Source organism: Exiguobacterium sp. R-17 (assembly GCF_049913315.1).
Lineage (GTDB): Bacteria > Bacillota > Bacilli > Exiguobacteriales > Exiguobacteriaceae > Exiguobacterium_A.
The window spans coordinates 2,137,816-2,158,920 of the sequence record NZ_CP184372.1; the positions used below are offsets into that span (position 1 = coordinate 2,137,816).

General features: G+C 47.1%; 21 protein-coding genes. 5 read left to right on the forward strand and 16 right to left on the reverse strand.

Features of this window, described 5'->3' with window-relative positions; all coding sequences use genetic code 11:
* Nucleotides 1–41: 41 nt before the first annotated feature.
* From ACN9MT_RS11380 to ACN9MT_RS11395, 4 genes are read right to left on the reverse strand one after another with little or no spacing between them, the layout of a single operon-like run.
* A complete protein-coding gene (locus ACN9MT_RS11380) occupies nucleotides 42–497 on the reverse strand; it encodes an acyl-CoA thioesterase (protein ID WP_426272197.1) in 456 nt (151 codons plus the stop codon).
* Between the two features lie 56 nt (nucleotides 498–553).
* Nucleotides 554–1,360, reverse strand: coding sequence for a succinate dehydrogenase iron-sulfur subunit (gene sdhB, locus ACN9MT_RS11385; protein WP_023468986.1), 807 nt, complete (start codon nucleotides 1,358–1,360; stop codon nucleotides 554–556).
* A complete protein-coding gene (sdhA, locus tag ACN9MT_RS11390) occupies nucleotides 1,360–3,123 on the reverse strand; it encodes a succinate dehydrogenase flavoprotein subunit (RefSeq protein WP_426272198.1) in 1,764 nt (587 codons plus the stop codon). The genes sdhB and sdhA overlap by 1 nt, the downstream gene beginning before the upstream one ends.
* Nucleotides 3,124–3,142: 19 nt before the next feature.
* On the reverse strand, nucleotides 3,143–3,760 hold the full coding sequence (locus ACN9MT_RS11395; protein WP_214852958.1) for a succinate dehydrogenase cytochrome b558 subunit: 618 nt from the start codon (nucleotides 3,758–3,760) through the stop codon (nucleotides 3,143–3,145).
* 210 nt (nucleotides 3,761–3,970) lie between these two features.
* Here ACN9MT_RS11395 and ACN9MT_RS11400 point away from each other — a divergent pair, with 210 nt between their 5' ends.
* Together ACN9MT_RS11400 and ACN9MT_RS11405 are read left to right on the forward strand one after the other, a co-directional pair.
* The gene (locus ACN9MT_RS11400; protein ID WP_426272199.1) at nucleotides 3,971–4,393 is read left to right on the forward strand and encodes a YslB family protein; all 423 of its coding nucleotides are present in this window, start codon (nucleotides 3,971–3,973) and stop codon (nucleotides 4,391–4,393) included.
* Between the two features lie 117 nt (nucleotides 4,394–4,510).
* A complete protein-coding gene (locus ACN9MT_RS11405; protein ID WP_058703870.1) occupies nucleotides 4,511–5,125 on the forward strand; it encodes a PH domain-containing protein in 615 nt (204 codons plus the stop codon).
* 42 nt (nucleotides 5,126–5,167) lie between these two features.
* Here the strand turns inward: ACN9MT_RS11405 and uvrC are convergent, their stop codons facing one another.
* On the reverse strand, nucleotides 5,168–6,952 hold the full coding sequence (gene uvrC / locus ACN9MT_RS11410; RefSeq protein WP_426272200.1) for an excinuclease ABC subunit UvrC: 1,785 nt from the start codon (nucleotides 6,950–6,952) through the stop codon (nucleotides 5,168–5,170).
* An 82-nt stretch (nucleotides 6,953–7,034) separates the two neighbouring features.
* Here uvrC and ACN9MT_RS11415 point away from each other — a divergent pair, with 82 nt between their 5' ends.
* Together ACN9MT_RS11415 and ACN9MT_RS11420 are read left to right on the forward strand one after the other, a co-directional pair.
* A complete protein-coding gene (locus tag ACN9MT_RS11415; protein WP_426272201.1) occupies nucleotides 7,035–8,357 on the forward strand; it encodes a dihydrolipoyl dehydrogenase family protein in 1,323 nt (440 codons plus the stop codon).
* An 11-nt stretch (nucleotides 8,358–8,368) separates the two neighbouring features.
* Nucleotides 8,369–8,749: a VOC family protein gene (locus ACN9MT_RS11420; RefSeq protein ID WP_426272202.1), complete on the forward strand. Its 381-nt coding sequence runs from the start codon at nucleotides 8,369–8,371 to the stop codon at nucleotides 8,747–8,749.
* 60 nt (nucleotides 8,750–8,809) lie between these two features.
* On the opposite strand, the gene trxA is transcribed toward ACN9MT_RS11420, so the two are convergent.
* The 11 genes from trxA to zapA form a co-directional block, all read right to left on the reverse strand.
* Nucleotides 8,810–9,121, reverse strand: coding sequence for a thioredoxin (trxA, locus tag ACN9MT_RS11425; protein ID WP_023468994.1), 312 nt, complete (start codon nucleotides 9,119–9,121; stop codon nucleotides 8,810–8,812).
* 162 nt (nucleotides 9,122–9,283) lie between these two features.
* A complete protein-coding gene (locus ACN9MT_RS11430) occupies nucleotides 9,284–10,249 on the reverse strand; it encodes an electron transfer flavoprotein subunit alpha/FixB family protein (RefSeq protein WP_426272203.1) in 966 nt (321 codons plus the stop codon).
* Nucleotides 10,250–10,262: 13 nt separating this feature from the next.
* Nucleotides 10,263–11,036, reverse strand: coding sequence for an electron transfer flavoprotein subunit beta/FixA family protein (locus ACN9MT_RS11435; RefSeq protein WP_426272204.1), 774 nt, complete (start codon nucleotides 11,034–11,036; stop codon nucleotides 10,263–10,265).
* 74 nt (nucleotides 11,037–11,110) lie between these two features.
* Nucleotides 11,111–11,689: a TetR/AcrR family transcriptional regulator gene (locus ACN9MT_RS11440; protein ID WP_426272205.1), complete on the reverse strand. Its 579-nt coding sequence runs from the start codon at nucleotides 11,687–11,689 to the stop codon at nucleotides 11,111–11,113.
* A gap of 71 nt (nucleotides 11,690–11,760) precedes the next feature.
* The gene (locus ACN9MT_RS11445; RefSeq protein WP_426272206.1) at nucleotides 11,761–13,434 is read right to left on the reverse strand and encodes a long-chain-fatty-acid--CoA ligase; all 1,674 of its coding nucleotides are present in this window, start codon (nucleotides 13,432–13,434) and stop codon (nucleotides 11,761–11,763) included.
* A 197-nt stretch (nucleotides 13,435–13,631) separates the two neighbouring features.
* Nucleotides 13,632–14,528, reverse strand: a complete 897-nt coding sequence (locus ACN9MT_RS11450; protein WP_035406360.1) for a YitT family protein — start codon at nucleotides 14,526–14,528, stop codon at nucleotides 13,632–13,634.
* A 183-nt stretch (nucleotides 14,529–14,711) separates the two neighbouring features.
* Nucleotides 14,712–15,119 (reverse strand): DUF350 domain-containing protein, encoded by a 408-nt coding sequence (locus tag ACN9MT_RS11455; RefSeq protein WP_023469001.1) that lies wholly within the window; start codon nucleotides 15,117–15,119, stop codon nucleotides 14,712–14,714.
* Between the two features lie 10 nt (nucleotides 15,120–15,129).
* Nucleotides 15,130–17,496 carry an endonuclease MutS2 gene (locus ACN9MT_RS11460; protein ID WP_426272207.1) on the reverse strand — a complete coding sequence of 789 codons (2,367 nt, stop codon included), beginning with the start codon at nucleotides 17,494–17,496 and terminating at the stop codon, nucleotides 15,130–15,132.
* Nucleotides 17,497–19,212, reverse strand: a complete 1,716-nt coding sequence (gene polX, locus ACN9MT_RS11465) for a DNA polymerase/3'-5' exonuclease PolX (RefSeq protein ID WP_426272208.1) — start codon at nucleotides 19,210–19,212, stop codon at nucleotides 17,497–17,499.
* Between the two features lie 45 nt (nucleotides 19,213–19,257).
* On the reverse strand, nucleotides 19,258–19,806 hold the full coding sequence (locus ACN9MT_RS11470) for a CvpA family protein (protein WP_426272209.1): 549 nt from the start codon (nucleotides 19,804–19,806) through the stop codon (nucleotides 19,258–19,260).
* A gap of 3 nt (nucleotides 19,807–19,809) precedes the next feature.
* Nucleotides 19,810–20,046 (reverse strand): cell division protein ZapA, encoded by a 237-nt coding sequence (gene zapA, locus ACN9MT_RS11475; protein ID WP_029342308.1) that lies wholly within the window; start codon nucleotides 20,044–20,046, stop codon nucleotides 19,810–19,812.
* A 120-nt stretch (nucleotides 20,047–20,166) separates the two neighbouring features.
* On the opposite strand from zapA, the gene rnhC reads away from it, so the two are divergent.
* A complete protein-coding gene (gene rnhC / locus ACN9MT_RS11480) occupies nucleotides 20,167–21,087 on the forward strand; it encodes a ribonuclease HIII (protein ID WP_426272210.1) in 921 nt (306 codons plus the stop codon).
* Nucleotides 21,088–21,105 lie beyond the last annotated feature (18 nt).

The following is a 21,105-nucleotide window of genomic DNA, read 5'->3' on the forward strand; positions in this document are numbered from 1 at the left end:
TAACGTACTAGTGAGTCGTTTTCGAATATGTGAACTCATTATCAAATGATAACGGATTCGAATCGATTCTGCAAGGAATTTTTATATGCCTCACTCCATGGGAAGGCTTTCCCGGCACGATTGATTTGTACCATCGATGTCCGTCCTGTGAACATCAGTTCACCCTGCTCATCAAATGCCGCATAATGGACGTCACACGATGCACTTCCGACATGTACTGGGTACGCATAGACGGCGAGACGCGTCCGTGGATACACTTGGCGAATGTAATTACACTGGGCATCCGCAACGACGATGATCCCGTCTTCTGCAAGCGAGTATCCGGTCTCCTCTAACATCAATGTCCGAACGTCCTCGAAATAGACGAAAGGTACCCGGTTATTCATATGACCATAGGCATCAGTCTCTGCAAAACGAACAGCGACGTCGAGTCGTGTTCCATGTTTCATTTGTTCAAGCCATGATTCGAGTTCTGGAATATAAGCTGGTACGCGCACAATCGGTTCCTCCTGTCTGAATGAAAAAAGAAGGAGCAAGCTCCTTCTTTAATAACTTATGAACTAACTGCTTCACCTGTCCGTCCTTCGTCACTACCGAAAAACTTCTTGAATGAGTGAAGTGTCGTCTGACGGTTCATCGCTGCGATCGAAGTCGTCAGCGGAATGCCTTTCGGACAAACCTCGACACAGTTTTGAGCATTACCGCACTGCATGATCCCGCCATCTTCCATCAAGGCTTCAAGACGTTCTTCCTTATGGAAGGCACCTGTTGGATGCGAGTTGAATAGACGAACTTGCGAGATCGATGCTGGTCCGATGAACGTCGAACGATCGTTGACGTTCGGACATGCTTCGAGACATACGCCACATGTCATACATTTCGATAACTCATACGCCCATTGACGTTTGTTCTCTGGCATCCGTGGTCCTGGACCTAAGTCGTACGTTCCATCGATCGGAACCCATGCTTTAACCTTTTTCAACGCATCAAACATGCGCTGACGGTCGACTTGAAGGTCACGAACGATCGGGAATGTCTGCATCGGTTGAAGGCGGATCGGTTGTTCGAGTTTATCGACGAGTGCCGTACACGATTGACGTGGTGTACCGTTGATGACCATGGAACAAGCGCCACATACTTCTTCTAGACAACCCATATCCCAGTTGATCGGTGTCGTTTTTTCACCGGCTGCATTCACAGGATTACGACGAATCTCCATTAAAGCAGAGATGACGTTCATGTTCGGACGGTACGGAATTTCAAACGCTTCATCATACGGTTTACCATCAGGTCCATCTTGACGTTGAACGATGAATTGAACCGATTTTTGCGTAGTAGATGATTCGAGTGGTGTCGCCATTATGCTTTCACCTCTTTCTTCGACTTCTTACTGTAGTCGCGTTTCCGCGGTGGAATCAGCGACGTGTCGACATCTTCATAGAAGATTTCTGGATGACCATTCGTATAACGAGCCATCGTTGTCTTCAAGAACTGTTCATCATTACGTTCCGGGAAGTCCGGTTTGTAGTGCGCCCCGCGACTCTCGTCACGTTTTAAGGCACCGAGCGTAATTGCTTCGGCTAGGTCGAGCATGTGGTCGAGCTGACGGATGAACGACGCTCCTTGGTTACTCCAACGCGCTGTGTCCGTTGCCGAAATGCGCGTGAACCGATCACGAAGTTCCTTGATTTTCGTGAGTGTCTCTTCGAGCTTATTGTTATAACGGACGACCGTGACATTATCCGTCATGATTTCTCCAAGTTCACGGTGGATCTGATACGCGTTTTCTGTACCTTCCATCGATAAGATATCGTTAAAACGATTGATTTCTTCGATTTTATGCGCTTCGACGACGTCTTCGCTCATCTCATGAACCGATGTCTCAAGTTCATTCATATACGCGATCGCTGACGGTCCAGCGACCATTCCACCATATACCGCAGAAAGAAGTGAATTCGCTCCGAGACGGTTTCCTCCGTGCATCGAATAATCACATTCGCCTGCTGCGAATAGTCCAGGAATATTCGTCATCTGATCGTAGTCGACCCATAGTCCACCCATTGAATAGTGAACAGCCGGGAAAATTTTCATCGGTACTTTTCGTGGATCATCACCGACGAACTTTTCATAGATTTCAAGGATCCCACCGAGTTTGACGTCGAGTTCTTTTGCGTCTTTATGTGATAGATCAAGATAGACCATGTTCTCCCCGTTGACACCGAGTTTTTGATTGACACAGACGTCAAAAATCTCGCGTGTCGCGATATCTCGTGGGACAAGGTTTCCGTATGCCGGATATTTCTCTTCAAGGAAGTACCAAGGTTTACCGTCTTTATACGTCCAGACGCGACCGCCCTCACCACGTGCTGATTCACTCATGAGACGTAATTTATCATCCCCAGGAATCGCTGTCGGGTGAATCTGGATGAACTCACCGTTCGCATAGATCGCACCTTGACGATAGACAGCTGCTGCCGCTTGTCCTGTGTTGATAACCGAGTTCGTCGATTTTCCGAAGATGACCCCAGGACCACCTGTCGCGAGGATGACAGAATCCGCGGCAAATGCCTCGATTTCCATCGTCCGGAGGTTTTGACAAACCGCTCCACGACAGATGCCATTGTCATCGATGATGGCACGAAGGAATTCCCATCCTTCATATTTTTCTACCAAACCTTGCGCTTCGAACTTACGAACCTGTTCATCTAATGCGTACAATAACTGTTGCCCCGTCGTCGCTCCAGCGTATGCCGTCCGGTGATGCAACGTTCCTCCGAAGCGTCGGAAGTCGAGTAACCCTTCCGGTGTCCGGTTGAACATGACACCCATGCGGTCAAACATATGGATGATCTTCGGTGCTGCTTCCGCCATTTTTTGAACAGGTGGTTGATTTGCGAGGAAGTCTCCACCGTATACCGTGTCATCGAAATGTTGGTATGGTGAATCCCCTTCCCCTTTCGTATTGACTGCTCCGTTGATGCCACCTTGTGCACAAACAGAGTGTGAGCGTTTGACGGGTACGAGTGAGAATAACTTAACTGGTACGCCTTGCTCTGCTGCTTTTATCGTAGCCATCAGACCGGCAAGCCCTCCGCCAATGATGACAAGATTCTTGTTCGCCATGTTGTCAGTTCCCCTTTCCTTACAACACGCCTGCAAACGTTAAGATCGAGCGTACGCCTACAAACGATAAACCGATGAATACGAGTGCTGCCACGTAAGACATCGCCCGTTGAGATGCTGGTGACTGCGTGATTCCCCAAGTAATACAGAACGTCCAGAGTCCGTTCGCGAGGTGGAATGTCGTTGCCAAGATCCCGACGATATAGAACGCTAACATGAATCCGTTATCGACGATGTTCTGCATCATGCTCGCATCAACTTCTGTTCCCATCGCAGCGGCAATCCGAGTCTCCCAAACGTGCCATGTGATGAACACGACGAGGAACACTCCGCTAAACCGTTGCAAGACATACATCCAGTTCCGGAAATATGTATATCGTCCCGCGTTCGCAGAACCCGTGAATGCGATGTAAACACCGTAGACACCATGCAAGATGATTGGAATGAAGATGACAAAGATCTCTAAGAACAATCGATACGGAACGCTCCCCACAAATTCCGCGGCCTTATTGAAGTCTTCCTCACCACGTACGATGAAGTAGTTCGTCGTTAAGTGCGAAAGTAAAAATAACCCGATTGGAATGACGCCGAGCAGTGAGTGTATTTTACGACTCACGAAATCACGATGATTCGCCATCCAAATCCCCCCTTTTGTTTGCCAATCAACCGTTGGCGCATTTTGGTAGAAAAGCGCTTTCATAAGGAAATTCGTCTTTTCATCACTTATTCTACTCCTGTCCTTTTTAGAAGACAACCCGAGCCGTTGCATTTAACTGCAAATTTTTTCAGGAAAACAATGACCTGCTAGAATCATCTCGGTATAATGGTTGGCAGATAGGAGTGAATCATGATGGATGTTACACCAAACCAAACACCACTTTTCGGAATCGAACTGATCCGGGATTATGTGTTAACCGATCTTCTAGGGTCGGATTATCGGCAAGTCATCTACTGGGCAGGTAAACGTCTCGCGCGTCAATTCCCTGTCGTGGATGAATCTGAATTGGCCTCATTCTTTGAACAAGCCGGTTGGGGAATGCTCGAAATCAAGAAACGTAAAGGAACGGTCATCTCGTTCGTACTGTCTCCTCCTGATACGACGAGAGATGAACGGCCACAAGGCTACTTTCAACTCGAAGCCGGTTTCCTCGCTGAACAGTTTTCTCGTTTTAATGGATGTGTTGCGGAAGGATATGCTGAGACAAGTAAAGAGTTTGTTCAAATCACGGTCCAAATCGATCCAAAAGATCCGCTCGAACCAATCGGTTGAACTTTACATAGAATGTGACAGGAATCTTTATTTTCAACATCGAAATAGATCCATGAAACTTTTTGTAGCAAGTGATCGTAAAATCATGCGTACACAAATTGCGAGGAGGAACTTTACATGTTCAAAAAACTAGCAGCAGATTTAACGGGATTCAGTGATATCGGACAAGTCATTCATCCTGATGATTTCGACAAGGCAGCCGCTGACGATTATGTTTTACATGAAGACGGCGAAAAAATCTATTTCTTGATCAAGTCCAAATCTGACGAGTATTGCTTTACGAACTTAGCCTTGATTCACCTTGATGGAGAAAGTGCTGTCAGTTCAAAACGTGTACTCTACCGCTATCCATATGCACATTATCCAATTCGCCACGTCATGTTCGAAACGGCCGGAACAGTCGACCTCGATGTCGAGATCAAGTTCGAGATCGGTGGCAAACATTATTCGATCGACGTTGATAAAAAACAACTGGAGCATGTAAAGGATCTGTATAAGACATTACTTGCCATCGCTGAAAAACAATACGAAGGACAAAAGATGCTCGAGTTCGCGAATAGCTCATTAAATCATTCGGTCACGATTCTCGGTGGTCTTCGCCAAGGCGACATGAACGTTCCGCAAACATTCAAGGAGTTGTCTGAACAATCCTTCGATTGGCTTCAAGGTCACTACCATCAGTGGAACCAGCGTGATTTCGGTTCGTACTACGAGAAGTACATCAACAACTAATGCCATAACAAAAGCCGTTCTCTTCACGAGGACGGCTTTTGTTCATTCTTCATTCGCTTGGCTTAAATACTCAGCAACGGTTTCCGCTAATTTCACAGGCAATCCTGCCTCAGCCAACTGTTCGATCGTCGCACGTCTTAGACTACGCATCGACCCGAAATGACGGATCAGCTGTTGGCGTCGTTTTGGTCCGACTCCTGGTATCTCATCGAGCAAGGAACGGGTCATCCCTTTCGAGCGAAGCGAGCGGTGGAATGTGATCGCGAATCGGTGGACCTCATCTTGCATACGCTGAAGTAAATAAAATGCACTTGAACGAGGGCTGAGTTCGATCAATCGCGCATCTTCTCCAAACAACAACTGACTCGTCCGGTGTTTGTCATCTTTTTTTAATGAGCCGACTGGCAGGGATAGGCCGAGTTCATCTTGAATGACTTCTAAAGCAGCATTCAACTGTCCGACTCCTCCGTCAATCAGGACGAGGTCCGGAAGGCGCGCTCCCTCAAGTAACAAGCGTCGATAACGCCGACGAACGATTTCACGCATCGACTCATAGTCGTCCGGTCCTTGGACTGTTCGAATCTTGAATTTTCGGTATTCCTTTTTAAGTGGCTTACCGTCTTCAAAGACGACGAGTGCCGAAACGGCGTCCGCTCCTTGAATGTTCGCATTATCGATGATCTCGATCCGTGATAGTGGATGAACATCAATCGCATCGGCGAGTTCTTCGACTGCTTGAACGGTCCGTTTCTCATCTTTTGCTAACAATTCGAAGCGTTCCGAAATCGCATTTTCAGCATTTTTCGTTGCTAAATCAAGTAATTTCCGTTTTGATCCTCGGACCGGAACATGAATTTTGATCGAGAGCGCCTCTTTGAGCAGAAGTTGGTTAACGAGTGGTGGTACATACAGTTCACTTGGTTTGATGTTCTTCTCATAGAACTGGACGATGAAACTTTCGAGTTCCTCTGCTGGTGTCCCGTAGATCGGGAAAAGCGAGACATCACGTTCAATCATTTTTCCGCCACGGAGGAAGAAGACTTGGACACACATCCAGCCTTTATCAACGTGGATCCCGAATACATCGCGTGATGTCAAATCTGCTGTAATCATGTTTTGCTTGTTCATGATCGACTCAATGGCTCGGACCTGATCCCGTAATTCTCCGGCACGCTCGAATTCCATCGTCTCAGCTGCTTCCGCCATCTTGTGCTTCAAGCTTTCGACGAGTTCCTTCGTGTCTCCGGACAAAAAACGTCGAATTTCCGAAACGAGCGCTTTTTGTTCCGACTCGAGATTCGGGATTTCGCATGGACCGAGACACTGACCGATATGGTAATACAGACAGAGCTTCTTCGGCATCGGCTGGCATTTGCGTAGCGGATATAAACGATCTAACAGACGTTTCGTTTCGTTCGCTGCATATGCATTCGGGTAAGGACCAAAATAATGTCCGCCATCCTTCTTCAACTTACGCGTCGTAATCAAGCGCGGATATGTCTCATTCGTAATCTTCAGGTAAGGATAGGATTTGTCATCCTTCAACATGATATTGTACTTCGGATCATGTTTCTTAATAAGCGTCATCTCAAGCAACAACGCTTCTAGTTCACTCGCTGTAATAATGTATTCAAAATCACGAACTTCCGCAACGAGGCGTTCCGTCTTGATATCATGTGCTCCTGTGAAATAGGAACGGACACGGTTCTTGAGATTTTTTGCTTTTCCGACATAAATGACTTCACCAAATTCATTTTTGTGTAGATAACATCCCGGCTCATCAGGCAAAAGGGATAATTTCGCTTTGATATGTTCTTGATGTCCCAAATAAATGTCTCCTTTCACCGTTTTTAGTTTTATTCGTTCGGGTAAATACCATACATTGATTATGACATACGGAGGATGAAAAATGCGTACATATGATTGCATCGTGATTGGAACAGGTTCCGCTGGAAATCAAGCGGCTTATAAATTTGCTGAAAAAGGACTACGTGTTGCCATCGTTGAAAATTTCACGCCAGGGGGCACATGTGCCCAACGTGGGTGTGACGCTAAAAAAATCCTGCTGACGGGTAGTGAGACGAAGGATGCGGTCGAGCGCTTGCTCGGATATGGCGTAAAGGGATTAATTTCAATCGATTGGCGTCAGTTGATGGAGCGCAAGAATGAATATACGCGCGCCATTCCGGAACAAACACGAAAACGATACGAGGAAACGGACATCGACTATTTCCACGGCGAACCCCGCTTCGTCTCTTCACACCGTCTCCAGATTGGTGAAGAAGAAATCGAAGGGAAACAAATTCTGATCGCAACTGGTTTACGCCCTCGCGAGTTATCTGTACCCGGTAGTGAACGTTTTATAACGAGTAATGAGTTTTTGGAACTAAAAGACCTCCCACGTCGACTCGTCTGTATTGGTGGCGGGTACATCTCGTTCGAGTTCGCGCATCTTGCTCGGATTGCTGGTGCAGACGTCACGATCGTCTTACGTTCTAACCCCTTAAAACAATTCGAGAGTGAACTCGTCGATGTCTTACTCGATGCTACGCGAGCACTTGGCATCTCGATCATCAAAGAAGCAGAGGTCGTCGCTTACGAAGAGGAATCACTTCGTTTATCGAACGGTGACGTGTTGAAGACGGACGTCGTCTTGAATGCGACTGGACGTGTCGCAAGTATCGATCAACTCGGACTTGAAGAAATCGGTGTTTCCCATAATGAAAAAGGAATCCATGTCAATGCGTACCTGCAGTCTTCTGTCGAACATATCTATGCCGCAGGAGATGTCGCTGTCAGCGGGAATCCCGCGTTGACGCCGTTTGCTGGAACCGAAGGACGACTCGCTGCCGATAACATGCTCGAAGGGAATAACCGGAAACTGGAACTGCTCCCTGTACCTAGCGTCGTATTCACTGCGCCGAACCTTGCCCTCGTCGGTGAAACGGAAGTTGCCTTAAAAAAAGCAGGTATTCCGTACCGTGGTCGCTTGATTGATACGTCCTCTTGGCAAACGAACGCACGCATCAAGGATAATTTTGCTCGGGCGAAAGTGCTCGTCGGGGAAGATGATCAAGTACTAGGCGCACACTTCATTGGTGTCAATGCGGCGGAACTCGCAAACTATTTCTCGTTTGCGATGCAACACCGGATTCCTAGTACTTCGATGCAACAGACTGGATTTGCTTACCCGACACCTGCTTCAGACATTGCTTCGTTATTCGAGGATTGACAGGAGGCTTTTTGATGATTCAATACGGCTATACGATTTTATACGTTGAAGACACTGTACGGACGCTGACATTCTATCGAGACGTTCTTGGCTTATCCGTCAAAGCGGAGCACGGAAGCTACATTGAGTTCGAGACCGGTCAGACAACACTTGCCTTCAATACTCGTGAAGACGTGCAACAGTTGATTCCGGATTACACGATCCCAAGCGGAAAAGCGCAGCAGACGTTAGAGATTGGTTTCGTCACGGACGACGTCCCTACGCTTTTTCAAAAGGTGGAAGCTGCCGGATACAAGACCGTACTCGCGCCTGTTGAAAAACCATGGGGGCAAGTCGTTGCGTACGTGCTTGATCCGGATGGTCACCTCATCGAACTTTGTACGCCAATGTAATCTAAAAAAACAGACCGTTCTGCCTGTGCAGAACGGTCTGTTTTGATATGCAGGAAAGAATTAGTTAGATGTTTCAACGAATTCTTTAAGTGCGTCTTTTGGCATGAAGCCCATTGTTTTGTTGACAGGTTGTCCATCTTTGAAGAGAACGAGTGTCGGGATACTTTGAACTTGGAATGCTCCAGCTACTTCTGGGTTTGCATCCACGTCAACTTTGACGATTTTTACATCTTGCATGTCAGCATCGAGTTCTTCAAGAACTGGTGCGAGCATACGACATGGTCCACACCATGTTGCCCAAAAATCAACAAGGACGAGTCCTTCTTGTGTTTCTTCTTTAAATGATTGGCTAGTTGCGTGTACGATTGCCATTGATTATAACCTCCTAATGAGTAGATCAACCCGGTAAAAAAATGGGTGATCTCTTTATTGATTCGAGTATATCATAGCAGTCTCTTCCAACAAACGAAACTGCTCACGTGAAGAATTCGTAAAAAATAACCGGTACCATCTGCATGGCACCGGTACATTCACTCATCCGTGAACAAGCATTTTTTTGAATTCAGCTGTCAATAACGGCACGACGTCGAACAAATCTCCGACGATCCCGTAGTCCGCGACAGAGAAGATATTCGCTTCTGGATCCTTATTGATCGCAACGATCACTTTTGCATTCGACATCCCCGCTAAGTGTTGAATCGCACCCGAGATCCCGCACGCGATATACAAGTCTGGTGTAACGACTTTCCCCGTCTGACCGATTTGAAGTGCATAATCGCAGTAGTCTGCATCACAAGCACCACGCGAAGCACCAACTGCTCCTCCGAGGACATCCGCCAGTTCTTGTAACGGTGCGAAGCCGTCTGAGCTTTTGACACCGCGTCCACCCGCAACGATGACTTTTGCCTCTGATAAATCAACACCACCTGTTGCTTTACGTACGATGTCTGCGACGATCGTCCGTAAATCCTTCAGTTCGACCTTGACCGACTCAACGGTTCCTTGTGAACTCCCCGTTTCGAGCGGATCGATGTTATTCGGACGGACCGTAAAGAGTGTCTTGCCTTCTGCGACTTTGACTTTCTCGAATGCTTTCCCTGAATAGATCGGTCGGATGAAAGTTGCTTCCGCGCCTTCCCCTTCAATCGCCGTCACATCACTGATTAGACCGGCTTGCAGTTTTGCCGCGATCTTCGGTGATAAATCCTTGCCGAGCGACGTATGACCGAAGACGAGCACGTCAGGTGACGTCCGGTTCATCAACTCAAGGAAGACTTGTCCATAACCGTCTGGCGTGTAGTGTAGAAGACGCTCATCCTCGACGACGAGGACTTGATCCGCTCCGCGTGACGCTAATGCGTCGGCATCCTTAGCGACATCGTGTCCAATCAGGACTGCGATGACTTCATCTGCGACACGTCGCGCTGCTGCGATAGCCTCAAACGACACATTCCGTAAACTGCCATCCCGTGATTCTGCGAGTACTAATGCTTTTGTCATTCGTTTCTCCCCCTTAGACCACTTTTGCTTCGTTGCGTAATAATGATGCGAGCTGTGCGACTTGCTCGTTTAGTTCACCTTCGAGAATCTTACCGGCTGCTTTGTTCGGTGGTAAGAAACGTTCAATCGTCTCTAAACGTGGTGCGAGTTCATCTTCATCGAGTTCGAGATCATCGAGTTCGAGTTCTTCAAGCGGCTTCTTTTTCGCTTTCATGATCCCCGGAAGACTTGGATAGCGCGGCTCATTCAGTCCTTGCTGCGCAGTCACGAGTAACGGAAGTGTTGTTTCAATCGTTTCTGTATCCCCTTCAGCGTCACGTGTCACGACAGCCTTCGTGCCGTCGAGTTCGAGTTTCGTGATCGTCGTCACGTAAGGAATATCGAGCAATTCTGCGACGCGTGGTGCCACTTGACCACTTCCGCCATCAACTGCGACGTTTCCAGCGATGATAAGATCGACTGTCTGTTCCTTTAAATAACTAGCAAGTACCTCAGAAATCGTGAAATGATCCGCCTCTTCGATGTCATCCTCAATCGAGATGCGTACTGCTTGATCCGCTCCCATTGCGAGTGCTGTTCGTAATTCTTTGTCCGCGTCTTCCGGACCGACCGTCACGACCGTCACCGTTCCCCCTTGTGCATCACGGACACGAATCGCCTCTTCTACCGCATATTCATCATATGGGTTAATGATAAACTCAGCCCCATCCTCATCGATTTGACCATTTTCGAGTTGGATTGCTTCTTCCGTATCAAATGTGCGTTTCAAAAGTACATAGATTTCCATCTCATGCTCCCCCTTATCGTCTATTCACCATCATCCTTTGTATCCGCTTACATAACTGTTGTCATGAAAAGGGCTTAACTCAGCCCTTTGATCAACATCCGATGGATCCCGTCGCGTGTCTCAAGCAACTCATATTTGAATCCACTTGCCATCCAGCTCGTCACGACCTCATCGATTGTTCCGAAGATCATCTGACGTGCTAATCGATAATCGAGTTCGTTTGAAAACTCGCCTGTCGTCATCCCGTGCTTGATGACACGGTCAATCAGATGCAGGTACGGTTTCAAGACGGCGGCAATGTTTTGGCGCATGTCTTGATTGGATTGACGTAGCTCGATTTGCGTGACGACAGCCAAATCATAATCGGCGGATAATTGCTCAAGATGTGCTTCGATCAATGCGGCCAATTGTTCTGTCGCTGACGTGTGATTCGCGATTTGTCCTTCGGAATATTCGATGAAGCTTCCCATTTTCGCTTGGAATAGCGAAATCAGCAGATGTTCTTTATTCTTGAAGTACAGATAGATCGTTCCATCCGCAACACCGGCTTCCTTTGCGATGGCGGTCACCTTCGCTCCATGGTAGCCGTTTTTAGCGATGACTTTTACGGCGGCATCAATGATGCGGTCACTCTTTGACATTGTTCGTTTCATTCCACTATCTCCTAACGCATAAAATGAATGATGGTTCATTCATATTTATTCTATCATGCCATTTTGTCCTGTCAACTGCTTTCTTCGAGTTGTTTGGCACGTTCTTCTTCAACAAGAACACGGCGGAGAATCTTCCCGACGAACGTCTTCGGTAACTCTTGTCGGAATTCGTACTGCTTTGGCACTTTAAATGACGCTAACTGTTTACGACAGAATTGATCAAGCTCTTCTTCTGTGACCGTCATCTCATTTTTGACGACGATGAACGCCTTAACGGTCTCTCCACGATAGGCATCCGGAACACCGATGACGACGGCTTCCTTGACGGCCGGATGCTCGTACAAGATTTCTTCGACTTCACGTGGATAAATATTAAATCCAGAAGCAATGATTAAATCCTTTTTCCGATCAACGATCCGGAAGTAATGATCTTCGCCGATATAGCCAAGGTCTCCCGTGTGCAACCAACCGTTTCGAAGAACAGCTTGCGTCTCTTCTGGTCGTTTCCAGTATCCTTTCATGACTTGCGGACCTGTGACGATGATCTCACCGATCTCACCAGGAGTTGCGGGTGTCTCTCCATCCGCTTGGACGATTTTCGCTTGCGTATCGGGTACCGGAATACCAACCGTTCCAGGAATCCGGCGATCCCAGATACAGTTCGTATGCGTCACCGGACTCGTCTCAGACAAACCATATCCTTCAACGATTCGTCCGCCCGTTAATGCTTCGAATTTTTCCTGGACTTCGACCGGCAGTGGAGCTGAACCTGAAATACAAGCTTCGATTGAAGACAGATCATATTTCTTTAGCTTCGGATGGTTCAACAGACCAACATACATCGTCGGTGCACCAGGAAACAGATTGGGTTTTTCCTTATGAATCATTTTCAATACTTGTTCGATGTCGAATTTTGGAACGATGATTTGCTCATAGGCATTAAAAATACCGAAATTGAGGTTACATGTCATGCCATAGACATGGAAATACGGAACGACAGCTAACAGTTTCCGTCCATCTCCCCGCTCATATTTATAAAACCATTTGTCGATTTGCTCGACATTCGCACTCAGGTTATAGTGCGTCAGCATGACACCTTTGGGAGCACCTGTCGTTCCACCCGTATATTGAAGAACCGCGACATCTTCTTTCGGTTGAATCGCAATCGGTGTAATCGGTTCATAACCACGTAGCGATAAAAATGGAATCGAACCCGTCGTATCGATGATGATGTTGTTATCTTTCCGTGCTTTAATGGGATACAGTTTATTTTTAGGGAAGGGAAGGTAATCTGCGATGCTTGTCGTCACGACCGTTTTGAGTGCCGTCGCCGCTTTGACGCGAGATGCTTTCGGATAAAGTAGGTCGAGGGTCACGAGCAGATGCGCACCTGAATCGATGAGGATCTGTTCGAGTTCACGGTCCGTATAGAGCGGATTCACCTGCACTACGATTCCACCAGCATAGAGGACAGCATAATAACTGATCATATATTGTGGACAGTTCGGTAACATCAGTCCGACGCGATCTCCTTTTTTAAGGCCGTGCTCTTGAAGTAAACTTCCGAGTGCATGTGCTTCGTCGCACACTTCACGAAAAGTCATACGTTTCCCCAAGAAACTTAAGGCACGTTGTTCTGGAAAATCAGTCGCTGCCTCATCAAGTGCCTGATAAAGAGGTATTTCTCGGTAATCAATCGATACGGGTACTTGCTTTGGATAATCAGATAACCAAACGGATTCCATACGTTTCCCTCCCTGATAATGAATTACTATTCATTTTCATTATACGTTGATTTGAATTCGACATGCCAGTAAAATCCAAAAAAAGAAATTGAATCTGCTTGTTTTTTTGGTTTTTTCAATCAAAATTTTGATACTAAAAAAACAGCACCTCCCTTTCTCGATTTCCGAAAAAGGGAAGCACTACTTTTGAATCCATATTACCGGGAGGGATATGTGAATCCTTCTCCGATGACTTCGCGCACTTTATGAATGACGACGAAGGCGCGGGGATCCGCTGCTTCGACGATTTGTTTCAACGGTGCCAGTTGTCGTTTATCGACGATCATATACAACATGTCATTCTTTTGTTTCGTGAAATGACCATGACTGTGGATGACAGTTGCGCTACGTCCGAGCGTCTCCGTCAGGATCGTCGCGATTTCTTCTTGGCGATGGCTAATGATCGTGACCGCTTCGCGGACATTCAATCCTTCGCTGACGAGATCAATCAAATACGAACCGATGATAATCGCAATTAACGTGTACAGCATCGTCTCTTCTCCAAATAGAAAACCTGACGCACCGACAACAGCGACATCGATGATGAACATCGAGACTGCGATACTGAGATTCAAGTATTTATTCATCAGTCGAGCGATAATGACACCACCTCCCGTCGTTCCTCCCGCACGAATGACGAGTCCGATTCCGACACCAATCAAAATACCCGCATAGACCGTACCAATCAAACGGCTATCCGATGATGTCGCAAGGTTTGCTGTCGAAGAGAGGACAAACGATGTGACGGCGACTGAGATGACTGAGTAAAGCATCGTCTTCCGGCTAAGGAATCGATAACCGACAACGAACAGCAAAGCGTTCGCAAGCAAGGAGACTAGTCCCGTATCCCAACCGTAAAGATAGTAGAAAATGACCGTGATCCCAATCAATCCACCTTCTGAGAGATCATTTGGAATCGTAAAGTAGTTGATTCCAAAGGCGAGAATCGACGACCCGATGATAACCCAGAAGATGTCCTTCCAAGAAATCAATTGCATCGCCTCAAAAGCACGGCGTCTCGTTTCTGTCGTTGTTGATGTTTTTCGTACGTTCATATGCGTTCCTCCTTTTTTGATTAGGCGTGGCTCAATAAAAATTCCGTACTGAAACGATGTCAGTACGGAATGATCACACGGTAAGACCGGTTCTTTTAATTAAATACAATCCAGAGGATACCGACAACCAAAAAGGCGATCGAAACCCCGAACATGATTTTCGCTAAACGTTCTAACACGGATTCACCCCACTAACGCTGATCCGATGACGTAGGACATGCCGATCGATAAAGCGCATGAAATGATACCGACAGCAATGTTGCCATTCTCGATTTCACGGTCTACCGGCAAATTCGGTGTCAGGAATTCAAAGATCCAGTATGTCGATATCAACAATAAGAAGCCAAAGGCACTTTCAAGAAATATCGACCCGACCCGTTCTTCCCCTTGAACAGCGAAATGAACGATATTGGCGAGTCCGATGATTTTTCCACCTGTTGCTAACGCAACGGCGATGTTGCCACTCTTGATATGTTCCCAGTTTTTATACCGGGTTGTCAACTCAAAAAGTGCAAGCCCCAAAATGATCAGTAATCCCGCGACCGAATAGAGCGCTGTCGTATAGACATAGACGTTCTCAAAAATGTTCATCTTGCTTTCCTCATTTCAGTTCGATGATCGTCACACCGTGTCCGCCTTCACCTTGACCACCTAACCGGTGACCTTTGACGTGACGATGACCTTTCAAGAATTCTTGGACACCTTGTCGCATCGCTCCCGTACCCAAGCCATGAATGACACGGATGTGGTCGTAGTTCGATAACAAGGCTTGGTCCATGAAGCGTTCGAGCTTCGACAACCCTTCTTCGACACGCACGCCACGTAAATCCAGTTCAGCCGAAGGTGTCGATTGTTTCGTCACACTCGTTCCACCAGAGCGCCCTTTCGTTTGTGGACGTTTTGGTGTACTGCCAACCTTCGCGAGATCTTCCGGTTTGACGTTCACCTTCATGATGCCGACTTGGACGGTATACTCGCCGTTCGCCTGTTGGTTGATAATGTAGCCTTTTTGATTGAAGGTCGTGACTTTAACTTCTTCGCCTTTATCGAATCGCGGCGTTTGGTCGTATTTTGCTTTTACTTTAGCTATCCGCTTCTCTTGCAGACTCGGCTTCGCGTCTTCGAGTCGCTTCCGCGCCTCAATCAGTTCATGCTCTTTGACGGCACCAGCGTCTCGTAATTCCTTCAGACGTTTGATGACGCTTTCTGCTTCTTTTTGAGCGCGTTCGACCGCACGTGCTGCTTTTTCTTCCGCTTTTGCCAGAATTTCGTTTTTCTCTTCCTGGATTTCAGCTTGTTCTTGCTCGAACTGCTCTCTCTCTTCGACAAGTCGTTTTTTCTCTTCTAACAACTGTGCCTCTAACGTTTCAGCCCGCTGTTTCGCTTCTTCTAATCGTTCGATCATCGTCTCGACAGACTGTGCGTCGCTACCGATCTGACCACGTGCCGCGTCGATGATCCGGTCTTCGAGTCCAAGACGTTTTGAAATCTCGAACGCATTCGAGCGTCCAGGTACACCGATGAGTAAGCGATAGGTTGGACTGAGTGATTCGACATCGAATTCCATCGACGCATTGACGACCCCTTCTCGGTTATAGCCGTACGCTTTTAATTCTGAATAGTGCGTCGTCGCTGCCACACGTGCTCCGCGTCGCTTCACTTCATCAAGAATCGCGATTGCTAAGGCAGCCCCTTCTGTCGGATCCGTTCCCGCACCTAACTCATCGAACAGTACCAAACTCATAAAATCGATTTTTTCCATCATCGAGACGATGTTCGTCATGTGTGAACTAAACGTCGATAAGTTTTGTTCAATCGACTGTTCATCCCCGATATCGGCATAAATCGCATCAAAGACACTGAGCTCAGTCTCATCTGCAGCTGGCACATATAGTCCTGATTGCACCATCAATTGCAAAAGACCGATCGTCTTTAAGGTAACTGTCTTACCGCCGGTGTTCGGACCGGTGATGACGAGTGATGTAAAATCACCACCCAGTGATACGGTAATTGGTACGACCTCCTCTTTCGGGATGAACGGATGTCGTGCTTCCTTCAGAATGATATGGCGGTTTTCGTTCAAGCGTGGCTCGACCGCTCCAATCTGATGACCGTATAATGCTTTTGCCATGATGAAATCAAGTTCTGCTAATACATCCAGATTGATGCGTAGCGAATCACCAACGCTACCGACAAGTGCCGATAGTTGTGCAAGAATTCGTTCGATTTCCGCCCGTTCTTTCAAACGCGCTTCTTGAATTTCATTGTTCGCAGAGACGACAGCTTGCGGTTCGATAAACAACGTTGCTCCAGAAGCGGACTGATCATGGACGATTCCGCCGAACGCTTGACGATATTCTTGTTTGACCGGTACACAATAACGATCGTTTCGCATCGTCACGATGGCGTCAGACAGCATCTTCGCTTTACTGCGTAAGACGTTATCGATTTTTGAACGAACTTGTCCTTCGAGCGAGCGTAACTGACTGCGTAACGCTCGTAATTTATCACTCGCTGAATCTTGGACAGTCCCTTGATCGTCGATGGCATGGCGAATCCCCTGTTCGATCTCGACGAGCTTCGTGATTTGCTCGATTCGACTATCAAGGCGCGGTAATCGTAGATCCGCATGGTCTTCATGTAGCCGTTCTTGGAACGCCTTCACTTGACGTCCCGAGTAGACGACGTCTGCGACGGCTAGAAGTTCACTCGTCGAGAGAACAGAGCCAATCTCTGCCCGTTTGACTTCACTTCGGACGTCCGTCAATCCACCGAACGGATAACGGTCACGCAACCGGTAGACCGTCGTTGCTTCCGTCGTGACAGCTAACAGTTCCTTGACCTGCTCGAAGTCTTCCGCCGGACGCATTGCCCGGACGAACTGTGCTCCGAGTGAACTAGCCGTGAAGGCGAGCATGTTTTCTTTTAACTTCTCATATTCTAAAACGCGTAATGCGTTGGCATTCATTTAATCCACTCCTAAACGTTTTCGACCGAAGAATTCGAGTGCTTCTTCAGCAGACCACGTATTGATGACATCAGACGCCTCCAAATAAGCTTTACGAGCATGGAGGACTCCAAGTTTCATATCTTCTAACATTTCTGGTCGGTGTGTATCCGTATTAATTAAAATCTTCACGCCGGCAGCTTTCGCTTTCGCAAGCGAACTTGCCGTTAAATCAAAACGTGCTGGGTTCGCGTTCATCTCAAGCGCTGTTCCTGTCTCCGCTGCTAGTTCGATCAATCGATCGACATTGACGGCGTATCCTTCTCGTCTTCCAATGATTCGTCCCGTCGGATGAGCAATCAAGGAAACATAAGGGTTACGACAAGCATTCTCGAGCCGCTGCATGATCTCTTCTTCCGTCTGATCAAACTTCGAGTGGATCGAGGCGATGACATAGTCCATTTCTTTTAAGAACTCATCTTCATAATCGAGTGATCCATCGGGCAAGATATCCATCTCGACACCACATAAAATTGTCATATCGGGATGTTTCTCGCGTGCCGCTTCGATTTCAATACGTTGTGCACGCAAACGCTCTTCCGTCAATCCATTGACGAATTTCATATATTTACTATGATCCGTGATCGCCATCCACGTATATCCACGTGCGGCACAGGCATCGACCAATTCTTCAACAGACAACGTACCATCTGACCATGTCGTATGCATGTGCACATCTGCTTGAATATCTTGTTCCGTTAGGAGACGTGATAAATCTTGCTCGAATTCGTGTCGTCCCGCTCGTAATTCAGGCGCGATGAACGGTAAATCATACCGCGCAAACAGTTCTTCTTCCGTCTTCGGTTGCACTAATCCTTGCTCGGTCTCGACACCATATTCAGAAATACTCTCTCCTCGCTCTTTTGCGAGTTGGCGCATCCGGACGTTGTGATCCTTCGAACCCGTAAAGTGATGTAATGTGGATGCATACGCCGCATCATCCACGATTCGGAAATCAACCGCGATATAATGAACGTCTCGTTTTAAGATGAGCGATACTTTCGTGCTACCAGCTGCGATGACTTCATCGATGAGCGACAGTTCTAGGAGCTGCTCCTTGATTCGTTCCGGTTCATTCGTTGAGAGAATGAAATCAAGATCCTTACACGTCTCTTCTGCTCGACGGAAACTTCCACCAACTTCAAAACGAATGATTGCATCAAACGATGCAAGTGTCTGATTCAATTCAGCGACGATCTTTCGCATGACACCATATGGTAATCGCTCCGGTCGTGTTTCAAACGTTTCAAGTGCTTTAACGTACTTCTCGACCGTCTTCTTGCCGAACCCAGGCATCGCTTCGACTGTACCATCTGCTAATTTCTCTGCAAAGGAATCTGCATCAATGACGCCGACTTCATGCAGTTTAGCGAGCTTTTTCCCACCAAGACCCGGAATCTTCAATAAGGCAATCAATCCTTCTGGCACTTCTTGTTCAAGTTCTGTCATTGCCGTGCTCGTTCCCGTTTCCCGGTATTCCTCTAGAACAGCAGCCGTTCCTTTCCCGATCCCCTTCATCGCCGTGAAATCCTTGATCGCCATGAAGTCAGCATCGGACGCTTCGAGAATACTTGCTGCTTTCCGAAAAGCATTAATCTTAAATGGATTTTCCCCTTTGACCTCTAGGTAGACCGATATCCGTTCCAAATGACGCATCGCATCTTGAATCGTACGCATGTGCAGTTCTCCCCTCAAAAAAAGCTCCCAATCGTGGGAGCCTGTTTATTTTATCAATCCAACTTGATCCATCAGCCAGTTCGCAAGAAGCGGAGTGTGCTGGATAATGAAGCTTGCTAAACTCGAGTCCGCGATCGCATCCTGTATCGACTGGATTGGAACGAATGCCGCTAAGAACAAGAGCAGGAAGATGAAGATATACATCTCGATGAAACCAAAGACGCCACCTAACAACCCTTTGACTTGTTTTAGAATCGGGACATTCGTCAACGAATCAAACATCGACAATAAGATCGATAAGATGATTTTTGTACCGAAGAACAGGACGACGAACCAAAAGGCTTTGTAGAACACCTCATCGAGTCGTGCTGAACTTGGAATCGCGAACATCGTCAAATCGATTCCCGCATCATCCAGTGTAGACGGATATGGTACCCACAATCGGAATTTCGTAGCCAGTTCCTCATAGAACGACAGTGCAACGATGAAGGAAATGATCAGGCTGAGCAAATGACCGGCCTGCAACACAACTCCCCTTCGGACCCCTGTCATGACACCTAAGGCGAGAAGTAATAAGATAACGATAGAAATCATAGTTTATAGTTCACCCAAATTCTTTTTAATTTTTACATAATCACTACCAATATTAAGCGCCGCTAGGACGGCGATTTGACGAACGTCGAGTTGTGGTGCTTGTTCTCGGATTTCTCGAATCTTCGTATCTACGAGGAGACCCACTTCGCGTACGTGTTCTGGCGACTCCGTTCCGACAATCGTATAATCATTGCCTGCGATATGAATCGTCGTCCGGTTCAACCCTTCTGAATCAGCCATTTTTCTGTCCTCCTCATACTTTGCTTCTTTCATATAGTACCATCATTTTCGTTTTAGGAAAAGAAGTCCCCCATCGGTCTTAAGGATGGTATGCTTAATCCCGGAAAGGGAGGTTATCCTATGGGAACGACCGTTTTACGCTTATCTAAAGAAAAACAGGACTTAGTCATACAGAACTTCAAACAGAACGAGACGAAGTCTCCTCCGTATGCCCGTTTTGCTGCCAAGATTCCTGGTTGTGTCATCACGATTTATAATTCTGGAAAAGTGATGTTTCAAGGACCGCAAGCCGAAGCTATCGCTACACGTTTCGGTACGGCTTCGCCGACTAAGTCGAGAGAACCACTTGTTTCAACGTTACCGAACGGTTTTTCGGAATGGTCCGTCGTTGGTAGTGACGAAGTCGGGAAAGGCGATTTCTTCGGTCCACTCGTCGTCGCCGCTTCCTTTGTTGATCGAAAGCAGATCGCACTTCTTCACGAACTCGGTGTCCGAGACTCCAAACATTTGAACGATATCGAGATTCGTCGAATTGCTCGCGATCTCCATGCTGTCATTCCGTACACATATCGTATTCTACATAATCCAGAATACAATCAGATGCAACGGACGATGACTCAAGGAAAGATGACTGCCCTGATGCATAATGATGTAATCGAGCGGCTTCTTGACCAACTGGAGACGAAACCAGAAGCGATTTTAATTGATCAGTTCGCCGAAAAAAGTGTCTATTATAAACACCTATCTGGTGTCGTGAATCCCGTTCGAGAAAATGTCTACTTCTCGACTAAAGCGGAACAACTTCATGTCGCCGTCGCTGCTTCATCCATCATTGCTCGTGCGATTTTTCTCAAGGAAATGGACAAGTTAAGTGAGTCTACAGGTGTCGTCATTCCTAAAGGTGCTGGCGCCAAGGTTGACCAAGTCGCGGCTTCACTGATTTTACGTTATGGCTCTGACAAACTGCGTGACTGGACGAAAGCTCATTTTGCGAATACAAAAAAGGCACAACAATTAGCTACGAAACGAAACCGACCATGACCCTTGCGGAATGGTCGG